The 9,630-nt window shown below is 66.8% G+C and carries 11 protein-coding genes and 1 pseudogene; 5 read left to right on the top strand and 7 right to left on the bottom strand.

What is annotated here, in order from left to right; translation table 11 throughout:
* Window positions 1-111: pseudogene (locus tag VRZ77_RS18930) on the top strand (IS5/IS1182 family transposase); the annotation flags it as partial.
* 78 nt (window positions 112-189) lie between these two features.
* On the opposite strand, the gene phaR reads toward VRZ77_RS18930, so the two are convergent.
* Window positions 190-768 carry a polyhydroxyalkanoate synthesis repressor PhaR gene (gene phaR / locus VRZ77_RS18925; protein WP_414594137.1) on the bottom strand — a complete coding sequence of 193 codons (579 nt, stop codon included), beginning with the start codon at window positions 766-768 and terminating at the stop codon, window positions 190-192.
* Between the two features lie 253 nt (window positions 769-1,021).
* Between phaR and VRZ77_RS18920 the strand changes: the two genes are divergently transcribed.
* From VRZ77_RS18920 to VRZ77_RS18910, 3 genes are all read left to right on the top strand, one after another.
* Window positions 1,022-2,200: an acetyl-CoA C-acetyltransferase gene (locus VRZ77_RS18920; protein WP_414594136.1), complete on the top strand. Its 1,179-nt coding sequence runs from the start codon at window positions 1,022-1,024 to the stop codon at window positions 2,198-2,200.
* 223 nt (window positions 2,201-2,423) lie between these two features.
* On the top strand, window positions 2,424-3,149 hold the full coding sequence (locus tag VRZ77_RS18915) for a beta-ketoacyl-ACP reductase (protein ID WP_414594135.1): 726 nt from the start codon (window positions 2,424-2,426) through the stop codon (window positions 3,147-3,149).
* Between the two features lie 141 nt (window positions 3,150-3,290).
* On the top strand, window positions 3,291-4,157 hold the full coding sequence (locus VRZ77_RS18910) for a DMT family transporter (RefSeq protein WP_414594134.1): 867 nt from the start codon (window positions 3,291-3,293) through the stop codon (window positions 4,155-4,157).
* Between the two features lie 12 nt (window positions 4,158-4,169).
* Here the strand turns inward: VRZ77_RS18910 and VRZ77_RS18905 are convergent, their stop codons facing one another.
* The 5 genes from VRZ77_RS18905 to thpR all read right to left on the bottom strand — a co-directional run bounded on the left by VRZ77_RS18905 (window position 4,170) and on the right by thpR (window position 7,223).
* The gene (locus tag VRZ77_RS18905; RefSeq protein ID WP_414594133.1) at window positions 4,170-4,607 is read right to left on the bottom strand and encodes a cupin domain-containing protein; all 438 of its coding nucleotides are present in this window, start codon (window positions 4,605-4,607) and stop codon (window positions 4,170-4,172) included.
* 3 nt (window positions 4,608-4,610) lie between these two features.
* On the bottom strand, window positions 4,611-5,384 hold the full coding sequence (gene gloB, locus VRZ77_RS18900) for a hydroxyacylglutathione hydrolase (protein WP_414594132.1): 774 nt from the start codon (window positions 5,382-5,384) through the stop codon (window positions 4,611-4,613).
* Window positions 5,385-5,438: 54 nt separating this feature from the next.
* A complete protein-coding gene (locus VRZ77_RS18895) occupies window positions 5,439-5,957 on the bottom strand; it encodes an invasion associated locus B family protein (RefSeq protein WP_414594131.1) in 519 nt (172 codons plus the stop codon).
* A 230-nt stretch (window positions 5,958-6,187) separates the two neighbouring features.
* On the bottom strand, window positions 6,188-6,553 hold the full coding sequence (locus VRZ77_RS18890) for a YkvA family protein (RefSeq protein WP_414594138.1): 366 nt from the start codon (window positions 6,551-6,553) through the stop codon (window positions 6,188-6,190).
* A gap of 136 nt (window positions 6,554-6,689) precedes the next feature.
* Window positions 6,690-7,223, bottom strand: coding sequence for an RNA 2',3'-cyclic phosphodiesterase (thpR, locus tag VRZ77_RS18885; RefSeq protein ID WP_241621745.1), 534 nt, complete (start codon window positions 7,221-7,223; stop codon window positions 6,690-6,692).
* 174 nt (window positions 7,224-7,397) lie between these two features.
* On the opposite strand from thpR, the gene VRZ77_RS18880 reads away from it, so the two are divergent.
* Entirely contained in the window at window positions 7,398-8,342 is a 945-nt protein-coding gene (locus VRZ77_RS18880; protein ID WP_414594130.1) for an MOSC domain-containing protein, read from the top strand.
* An 87-nt stretch (window positions 8,343-8,429) separates the two neighbouring features.
* Here the strand turns inward: VRZ77_RS18880 and VRZ77_RS18875 are convergent, their stop codons facing one another.
* Window positions 8,430-9,560, bottom strand: a complete 1,131-nt coding sequence (locus tag VRZ77_RS18875) for a DUF4167 domain-containing protein (RefSeq protein WP_414594129.1) — start codon at window positions 9,558-9,560, stop codon at window positions 8,430-8,432.
* Window positions 9,561-9,630: the final 70 nt, after the last annotated feature.

The following is a 9,630-nucleotide window of genomic DNA, read 5'->3' as shown; positions in this document are numbered from 1 at the left end:
AACAGGATCAAGCAGATGCGCGGCCTCGCCAGCCGCTACGACCGGCGCCCAGACAACTTCCTCGCAGCCCTCAAGCTCGCTGCCGTCCGCATCTGGATCAATGCGTTATGAGTCCGCTGCCTAGGGCGACCGGCGCTCCCGCAGGGGCGCCGATACTCCGTCCCAAACCGCGCGAGGCCGGGCTCGTCCTCAGTCCTTCTTGCTGCTGTCGCCGAGCTTGTCCAGCCGCTTCTGCATCTCGGCGACCTGCCGCTTGAGCTCGTCGAAATCATCGGTCTTGGCCGGCGTCTCGGTGCTGGTTTCCTCACCGCGCCCGTTCGGCAGGAACATCTTGAAGGTGCGGTCGAAGATTTCCATGTTGCGACGCACCTGCTCTTCCATCACCCCGAAGCCGCCGAAGCCGCCGGCGCCGAAGGTCTTGGTGAGCTGCTCGCGCATATTGCCCTGTTCCTTGCTGAAATTCTCGATCGACATGTCGAGATAGCGCGGAACCAGCATCTGCATGCTGTCGCCATAAAACCGGATGATCTGGCGCAGGAAATTGATGGGCAGAAGATTCTGACCCTTGCCTTCCTGCTCGAAAATGATCTGCGTCAGTACAGAGTGGGTGATATCGTCAGACGTCTTCGCGTCGTAAACGACGAAATCTTCGCCGTTCTTTACCATCAATGCGAGATCCTCGAGCGTAACATAGGTGCTCGTGCCGGTATTATAAAGACGCCGGTTCGCATACTTCTTGATGGTGACGGGGTCCGTGGATTTTGCCATGTGTTCGGGCCGCCTTTATCGTTTCCTCTTGAAAACTCTAGGACGTTTCCAGGGACGCCGCTACAGGATTATAACGCGTGTAAGTAATATGATACCATGGATCGTCGCGCATGATTATCGGGCGCGAAATTCGCGGTGTTGTTGACACATGTCACTTGCACCTACCACGATTGCCTTACATCTGTTGCCTGAGCAGAACAGATGCCCGGCTCCGGTCGTCGCCCGGGACAGCAGCTAGCGGAGGACGTCAAAAATGAAAGACGGAATCGTCATCGTCGGTGCCGCGCGCACGGCAGTGGGGGCCTTCAATGGGGCTCTTTCTTCCCTGCCGGCTCATGAGCTGGGCAAGGTTGCCATCACGGCAGCGCTTGAGCGCGCGGGCGTTGCGCCCGAGCAGGTGAGCGAGACGATCATGGGGCAGATCCTCACCGCCGGCGCGGGACAGAACCCGGCCCGCCAGGCCTCGATCGCGGCCGGCATCCCGGTTGCCAGCCCGGCCTGGGGCGTGAACATGCTGTGCGGCTCCGGCCTGCGCGCGGTGGCGCTCGGCTATCAGGCGATCGCCAATGGCGACAGTGAGATCGTGGTGGCCGGTGGCCAGGAATCGATGAGCCAGGCCCCCCATGTCGCGCATCTGCGCAACGGTACCAAGATGGGCAACCTTGAGATGGTCGATTCCATGATCAAGGACGGCCTGTGGGACGCCTTCAACGGCTACCACATGGGCACCACCGCCGAGAACGTCGCCAAGGAATTCCAGATCACCCGCGAGGAGCAGGACGTCTTCGCCGCCGCCTCGCAGAACAAGGCCGAGGCCGCGCAGAAGGCCGGCCGCTTCAAGGACGAGATCGCTCCTGTCACCATCTCGACCCGCAAGGGCGACATCGTGGTGGCGGACGACGAGTATCCCCGCCATGGCGCGACGGTCGAGGGCATGGCCAAGCTGCGCCCCGCCTTCTCCAAGGACGGCTCGGTGACCGCCGGCAACGCCTCGGGCATCAATGACGGCGCCGCCGCCGTGGTGCTGATGAGCGCCGCCAAGGCGGAGAGCCTCGGCAAGAAGCCGCTCGCGCGCATCGTCTCCTGGGCGCAGGCGGGCGTCGATCCTTCCGTGATGGGTACCGGTCCGATCCCCGCGTCCAAGGCCGCGCTGGAAAAGGCCGGCTGGTCCGCCGCCGATCTCGACCTGATCGAGGCCAATGAGGCCTTCGCCGCGCAGGCCTGCGCGGTGAACAAGGGCCTGGGCTGGGATACCTCGAAGGTGAACGTGAATGGCGGCGCCATTGCCATCGGTCACCCGATCGGCGCCTCCGGCGCGCGCGTGCTCACCACGCTGCTGTATGAAATGCAGAAGCGCGACGCCAAGAAGGGCCTCGCCACGCTGTGTATCGGCGGCGGCATGGGCATCGCCATGTGCATCGAGCGCGACTGATCGCCCTCGAATGACCCACATTGGTGGCGCGCCCGGCGCGCGCCACCGCGCGTTGCGGGCGGCGTAAACGCCAGGGGCCTCCGCAAGGCGCATACCGAATCTGCCAAGAACCTGCCCTTACGAAAGGTAGCAGTAGCTATGCGAAGCCGTCGCATTGCTGATCGACAAGAACGACGTAAAAGCCGTCGTCGGTTCCGGGATGGAAACCAAGAGGGGAAGTGAGATGAGTCGTGTAGCGTTGGTCACGGGCGGCACACGCGGCATCGGCGCGGCGGTGTGCCGGGCGCTGAAGGATGCCGGTTATACGGTCGCCGCGAATTATGCCGGCAATGAAGAAGCCGCCGCCGCCTTCACCAAGGAAACCGGCATCGCGACCTTCAAGTGGGACGTGTCCGATTTCAATGCCTGCAAGGCCGGCGTCGCCGAGGTCACCGCCAAGCTCGGCCCGGTCGACGTGCTGGTGAACAATGCCGGCATCACCCGCGACGGCATGCTGCACAAGATGTCGCCCGAGCAATGGTACGCGGTGATCAACACCAACCTGAACTCGGTGTTCAACATGTGCCGGCAGGTGATCGAGGGCATGCGCGACCGCAATTTCGGGCGCATCGTCACCATCTCTTCCATCAACGGCCAAAAGGGCCAGATGGGCCAGACCAATTATTCCGCCGCCAAGGCCGGCGAGATTGGCTTCACCAAGGCGCTGGCGCAGGAAAACGCCCGTAAGGGCATCACCGTCAACGCCATCTGCCCCGGCTATATCGGCACCGAGATGGTGCGCGCCATGCCGCAGGATGTGCTCGACAAGCATGTGCTGCCGCTGATCCCGACCGGCCGCCTCGGCGAGCCCGAGGAGATCGCGCGCTGCGTGGTGTTCCTGGTGGCGGACGAGGCGGCCTTCATCACCGGCTCGACGCTCACCGCTAATGGCGGGCAATACATGGCCTGATGACTGCACGGGCGGCGGGCGCGGAGCCCGCGCCCGTGTCGGCTTGCCGGTGCAGGACGTGGCGCCCGGACGATCTTGCGGATGCGCGGGGCGGCGAATTGGGGTAAGCGGAGCCCTCCCGCCTCCCGGTGCCGTTTCATCATGTCCCGCCTCACCGCCACGCTGATCGGCTTCACCGCCATCCTGCTCTGGGCGAGCCTCGCGCTCGCGACCTCGGCCACCGGCGCGGTGCCACCCTTCCTGCTTACCGCGCTGACCTTCTTCATTGGCGGCATGGTCGGGCTGGTCGCCGCGATGGTGCGCGGCGTCGGGCTGTCCGTGCTGCGCCAGCCCTGGCCGGTGTGGCTGCACGGCGTCGGCGGGTTGTTCGGCTACCATTTCTTCTACTTCTCGGCGCTCAAGCTCGCCCCGCCCGCCGAAGCCGGGCTTATTGCCTATCTGTGGCCGCTGCTGATCGTGCTGCTCTCCGCCTTCCTCCCCGGCGAGCGGCTGCGTCCCGCCCACATTGCCGGCGCGCTGATGGGGCTCGCGGGAACCGTGGTGCTGCTGGGCGCCAAGGCCGGCGGCTTCGGCTTCTCGCCCGCTTATGTCCCCGGCTATGCGGCGGCGGCGGTGTGCGCGGTCGTGTGGGCGGTCTATTCGGTCGCCTCGCGGCGCTTCCATGAGGTGCCGACCGATGTGGTGGCCGGCTTCTGCCTCGCCACCGCCGCGCTCTCCGCGCTGTGCCACGTGCTGTTCGAGCCGTCGGTCTGGCCGTCAGGTGCGAGCGAGTGGATGGCGGTCGTGGCGCTCGGCATCGGTCCGGTGGGCATCGCCTTTTACACCTGGGACATCGGCATGAAGCGCGGCGACATCCGCCTGCTGGGCGTCGCCTCCTATGCCGCCCCGGTGCTCTCGACGCTGCTGCTGGTCGCGGCGGGATTCGCGGCACCGAGCTGGTCGCTCGGCCTTGCCTGTGCGCTGATCGTCGGTGGGGCGGTGGTGGCGACGCTGCTGGCGCGGCGCTGACCGTTTCGGGAGCTAGCCCGGCGTCCAGTCCGGCGCGGCCAGCTCGAAGCCGGCAAACTCGAACCCCGGCGCCACGGTACAGCCGACCAGCGTCCACTCGCCAAGGCTGATCGCCGCCTGCCAGGCCCCGCGCGGCACGACGCCCTGCGGTTCCTCGCCCGCGATCACATCCGGTCCCAGCACGAAGCGGCGCACGGGGCCGGCATCGTTGACGGCAATGGAGAGTTCCAGCGGCGCGCCGGCATGCCAGTGCCAGATCTCCACGGCGTCGACGCGATGCCAATGCGAGCGCTCGCCGGCCGGCAGCAGGAAATAGATCGCGGTGGAGGCGGCGCGGCCGTTGTCCAGCCGGTGCTCGTCGCGGAAGGTCTCGCGGAAATAGCCGCCTTCCGGGTGAGGCTTCAATCCCAGTTGGGCGATGATGTCGGCGGCAGAGGGGGACGGCTCCATGGCTCAGCCCCGGAAGCTGTTCTTCAGCGCGCGCAGCTCAGTGAACACTGCGCCGGGCTCGGCGCCCGGCAGGCCGAGCGCGGCGGCGAGTTCGGGATCGTCGGCGTGCAGGAACGGGTTGGTCGCCTTCTCCTCGCCGATCGTGGTGGGCAGCGTCGGCTTGCCCGCCGCACGCAACGCCTCGACCGCCTTGGCGCGGGCCTGCAGCGCAGCATTGTCCGGCTCGATGCTCAGCGCGAAGCGGGCATTGGAGAGCGTGTATTCATGGCCGCAATAGACCGAGATGTCGTCGGGCAGGGCGCGAAGCCTGGTGAGCGACTCCCACAGCACCGGCGGGTCGCATTCGAACGGGCGTCCGCAGCCCATGACGAACAGCGTGTCGCCCGAGAACAGCAGCCGCTCCCCCTCGAACAGGAACACGATGTGCCCCTTGGTGTGACCGGGGGTTTCCAGCACCCGGCCGACGAGACTACCGACCGCCACCGGATCGCCGTCCACCACCGCAAAATCGAGCCCCGGAATGGTGTCGCGCTCGGCGCGCGGACCGATCACCGTCGCGCCATAGCGCTCCTTGAGAGCCAGCACGCCGTCAATGTGATCGGTGTGATGATGCGTGACCAGTATGTGAGTGAGCTTCCAGTCTTCGCGCTCCAGCGCCGCAAGGATCGGGGCCACCTCCGGCGCGTCCACGACGGCGGTGGCCTCGGTCACGGTATCGCGCAGCAGGACCGCGTAATTATCCGCGAGGCAGGGAATGAGACGTAACTCGACGGACATGAGCGTTCCTCGGGTATGGGCATTCCCCGGCGCGCGGGAGCGAGGCGGAGCGGCTCAGCGGCATTCCTGCGCGGCGCGGTCGATGGCCGCCGAAATACCGCTCAGTGAATAGGTATCGGTGGTGACGTTGCCGCGCGCCGAGGTCGCCTTGACCACCAGATCGCGGCCCTTGCGCAGCGCGTCGACCAGCCGGGCCTCCTCGGCGACATTGCGCACCCAGGCGCCGGAGCCGCGGGTGTAGAGGTCGAACGAGGCGGGGCCGATGGTGAGGGTAGCGTCCGAGCCTTCCTTCAGCGGGAAGCCCATCACGACGCTGACCTCGTTCTTCACGTTCTCCGCATTGCGCGTGCTGATGAAGAAGAAGGCGGGATCGCGTGTCAGCCCTGCCGGGGCGCGGCTCTTCGGTTGGGACAGCGCGTAACAGATCCGGGAATTACCCGTGCCGTCCTTGTAGACCCCCCAGTCGCCGAACTGTCCCACCGCCTGGGGCGCCGCCTGGGCGCCTGCGCCGGTCGCGCCGATGAAAGCCAGTGCCAGGCCGGCGAATGCCGCACGCAGAACGCGTCGTGCCATCGTCGATCTCTCCCGTGTTTCAGTGTCTGCCGCCATGCGGATACGAACGATTCTCCCTGTAAGCCCGTACAGGGATATCCGCCCGGTCGGCGGCTGTGAACCCTTGGAACCCCAATGCGGCGGCTTTGCCGTTCAAATGCCCGTACAGGCAGGCGAATTTGGGACCGTGGTAAATGAAAGCTGAACGGAGGGACAAGATGTCCACAAGCAGCCGGCCGGCGCCCTTAAGCTCAGGCCCGGCCGCCCGTGCGCAGCCGGTTGAGCGCGGCCCGCGCGGCGGCGCGGTGCGTCGGGCTGATATGGCCGGCGAGCAGGTTCAGCGCCGTGGCGAGCACGGCAGCATCGTCGGTGAAACCGAGCACCGGCATGAAGTCCGGCACGGTGTCGGCGGGCAGCAGGAAATAGGCGAGGGCGCCGAACAGCATCATGCGCACGCGCACCGGCGTGCCGCGATCGAGCGCGCAATAATAGGCTGAGGCGGCGTCCTCGGCGAAGGGGATGCGGGCGGCGCCGGACTTGAGCTTGCTCCAGAAACCGGCACGCACCCGGCGCTCATCCTCGCCAGCGTGCGCGAACGCGTCGTCGTCCATTGCCATTTCAGAATCGAAAGACGGATCGGTCTTCACGGCCATTCCGGCTGCCCTCCTGTGCAGGACCAAGAGATGGGCGCTGCGGACCGCCGCTGCAATGGCCGGAGCGTTTCGAGCGAGGAAAACGCGCCGAAACGACAGGCTATAGCAGCGGGTAGGCCGCCTCGACCCGGTACGGTCCGCCGCCGACGGAATCGCGCGAGGAGAACAGCACGAAGCGCGAGACCTCGAAGCTCGGCGAGCGGAAATAGCCGCGCAAGGCAAGATAGTCGGCGACCTGTCGCGGGGCGGCATCGCGTAGCCGGGCCAGCGTCACATGCGGCTTGAAATTGCGCCCCTCGGGCGGCAGACCGATGCGCTTCATCGCGCGCTCATGCTCGGCCTGAAGGTCGTTAAGCGCGCTGGAAGCCTTCACGGCGGCGAAGATGGCGCGCGGCTTGTGGTTGCCGAACTGGTCCACCCCGTCGAGCGTGAGGTCGAAGCCGAAGCGGTCGATCTCGTCGAGCGCGGCGGCGGCATCGCGCGCGACCGCGTGGTCGACATCGCCGATGAAGCGGAGCGTGACGTGGTAGAATTCCGGGTCGATCCAGCGGGCCCCCGGCAGGCCGCCGCGCAGCATGGAAAGCGCGCTGGCAACGCCCGTGGGGATTTCGAGGGCGGTGAAAAGCCGCGGCATGGCCAGCCTCCCGTGTTTCCTCGGTGGAAACAGAATGAATTGATACGGATTCGCAGCGTCAGGAAAAGCGGAAAATGCGACCTGCCTAAAACACAAGCATGGCCGCGCGGTGGCGCGCCGGTTGGGCCATCGTCAAGCTGACGGCGCGGCGCGAAGCCTGTAGGATATTCGGCGATGAACGAATCGATTGACGATAACGATCCGCCCGCCATCGACCCGTCTGACAGCGGGGCGCCCGCCAACGCATCCGGCGCCGAGCCTGGCGGCGACGAGGCCGTGCTTGCACCGCCGTCTCCGGAAGGGGACGTGGTGGAGGAAGCCACGATCCCGGCCGCGCTGTCGGGGCCGATCACCTTTGCCACCCTTGCCTCGATCTACCGCTACCCGGTGAAGGGGCTGACGCCGGAGCGGCTGGAACTGGTGGAACTGGCGGCCGGGCAGTATTTCCCCGGCGACCGGCTGTTCGCCATCGAGAACGGGCCGTCCGGCTTCGTGCCCGAGGCCCCGGCGTTCCAGCCCAAGATCAAGTTCCTGATGCTGATGCGCAATGAGCGCCTCGCCGCGCTCGACGCCCGCTACGACGATGCCAGCGGCGAGCTGGTCATCGAGCAGGATGCCGAGGAGGTCGTGCGTGGCAAATTGACCACGGAAGCCGGTCGCGACGCCATCGAGGCGTTCTTCCAGCGCTACGCCCGCTACGAACTGCGCGGTGCGCCGCGCGTGCTGGAAGCGCCCTCGGGCTTCCGCTTTGTCGACACCACCGAGGGCTACATCTCGCTGATCAACCTGGCGAGCTGCCGGGCGCTCGGCGACATCGTCGGTCAGGAGGTCGACCCGCTGCGCTTCCGCGCCAACCTCTATCTCGACGGCATGGAGCCGTGGGAGGAGTTCGATCTGGTCGGCCACACCATCGAGATCGGCACCGAGGTGCGCCTGAGGGTGACCCAGCGCATCTTCCGCTGCGCGGCCACCAATGTCGACCCGGTGACCGCCAAGCGCGACCTTGAAATTCCCGCCACGCTGATGCGCAATTTCGGCCACACCGATTGCGGCATCTTCGCCGAGGTGGAGCGCGGCGGCTTGATCGGCGAAGGCGACGAGGTGCGCATCGTTCTGTGAGGCGCTACTCTCGCCTCTGGCCCAAGCGATAAAGAAAAACGGCCCGGTTTCCACCGGGCCGTTTTCATTTCAGCGATGTGCGAAGGATCACTCCCCGGCTTCCGCCGGCTCGGTCGGCGCACCTTCCTCGTCGGCGCGGCGATAGCGGCGACGCCGGGTGCGCGGCGCGGCGCGAGCCTCGCCATCCTCGGCGGCAGCTTCCGGCGTGGCAGTCTCCTGAGGCGCGGCTTCCGTTGCGGCAGCTTCCGTGGCGGGCTTGGCGACGCGGGCGCGGCGCGGCTTCTCGGCACGTGGCGCCGGCTCGGCGGGCGCCGCGGCTGGAGGAAGCGCGGCCGGGACCTCGCTCACCGGCGCCGGCTGCGCCGCCACGGGGACGGCGCTGCTCTGGGTGATGAAGGCGGGAAGGCCGATCTCGGCTTCGACATGCGGCCCGAGCGCAGGCTGGGGCTGCTGCGCAGGATCGCGATAGTCATTGTCGCGCGTCTCGCGATTGTCGCGATGCTCGCGGAATTCGCGGTTCTCGCGCGGCTCGCGATAGGGGGTGCGCCCCTCATTGCGCTGCCAGCGCCCTTCGCGCGGCTGGTCGCCGCGCTCCTCGCGGGGGGCGCGGTCCTCGCGCGGCCCCCGATCGTCGCGCGCACGGTCGTCACGCGCCATGCGGTCCTCGCGCGGGCCGCGATCATCACGCGGGCCGCGATCGTCGCGCTGGCCACGATCATCACGCGAACCGCGCTCCTGATGACGGTCGTTGCGGTCGAAATTCCGGTCGCGATTGTCGCGGCGCTGCTGGCCGTTGCCATCGCGGTTGAAGTCGCGCTGGCCGCCCTCACGCTGCCCGCCCTCGCGCTGCCAGTTATTTTCGCGCGGACCATTGCCCTCGCGCAGCATCTGCGGCGCCTGGCCCTGGCCTTCGGAGCCGGCTTCCTCGAAGTCGAACTCTTCTTCGTCCTCGTCCGGCCGCTGGAACGGCTGGCCCTGCACGCCAAACTGCGCCTGTGCGGCGGCGATGATGCGGTAATAATGCTCGGCGTGCTGGAGATAGTTCTCCGCGGCCACCGGATCGCTCGACGCCTGCGCATCACGCGCCAGCTGCATGTATTTCTCGGCGATGGTCTGCGCGGTGCCGCGCACCTTCACATCCGGGCCGTTCGATTCGTAAACCCGGGTGAGCGGGTTCTGGCTGCGCCGGTTATTATTATTGTTATTCCGGCTACGCATACGCTTCTGCTGGTTGTTATTTCGCATCGAGTTTTCTCTAGTGCCGATACGCGCTCGGCCCGAACCCGCT

Source organism: Ancylobacter sp. G4_0304, from assembly GCF_047501495.1.
Taxonomy (GTDB): Bacteria; Pseudomonadota; Alphaproteobacteria; order Rhizobiales; family Xanthobacteraceae; genus Ancylobacter.
This window is presented reverse-complemented; position numbering and strand designations above follow the sequence as displayed.